The sequence below is a fragment of the Psychrobacter sp. TB55-MNA-CIBAN-0194 genome (assembly GCF_040309505.1).
GTDB lineage: Bacteria > Pseudomonadota > Gammaproteobacteria > Pseudomonadales > Moraxellaceae > Psychrobacter > Psychrobacter fozii.
Window position 1 is genome coordinate 1 of sequence record NZ_JBEOOW010000433.1, and the last position, 261, is coordinate 261.

The 261-nt window shown below is 50.6% G+C and carries 1 protein-coding gene; it reads right to left on the bottom strand.

Going from position 1 to position 261, the window contains the following annotated elements; genetic code table 11:
- Nucleotides 1-261: enoyl-CoA hydratase-related protein (locus AAEY75_RS15765; protein ID WP_352260122.1), on the bottom strand; the 261-nt coding region annotated here is incomplete at both ends.

A 261-nucleotide genomic window follows, 5' to 3' on the forward strand; every position in this document is an offset into this window, starting at 1 on the left:
GACCAATGTCAACCGCTTGCTGTGCGCTAAGCGTTTTGCCTTGCGTCATCAGTTCAAGTGCTTTTTGAATACCAACCAAGCGTGGCAGACGCTGAGTACCACCGCCACCAGGCAATAGGCCTAGTTTAACTTCAGGTAAACCCAGCTTGGTTTTAGACGCGGTCTTTGGAGAAGAGTCAATAGCGATACGATAATGACAGGCTAACGCCAGCTCTAAACCGCCACCTAGTGCCGTACCAGTAATAGCAGCAACCACTGGCT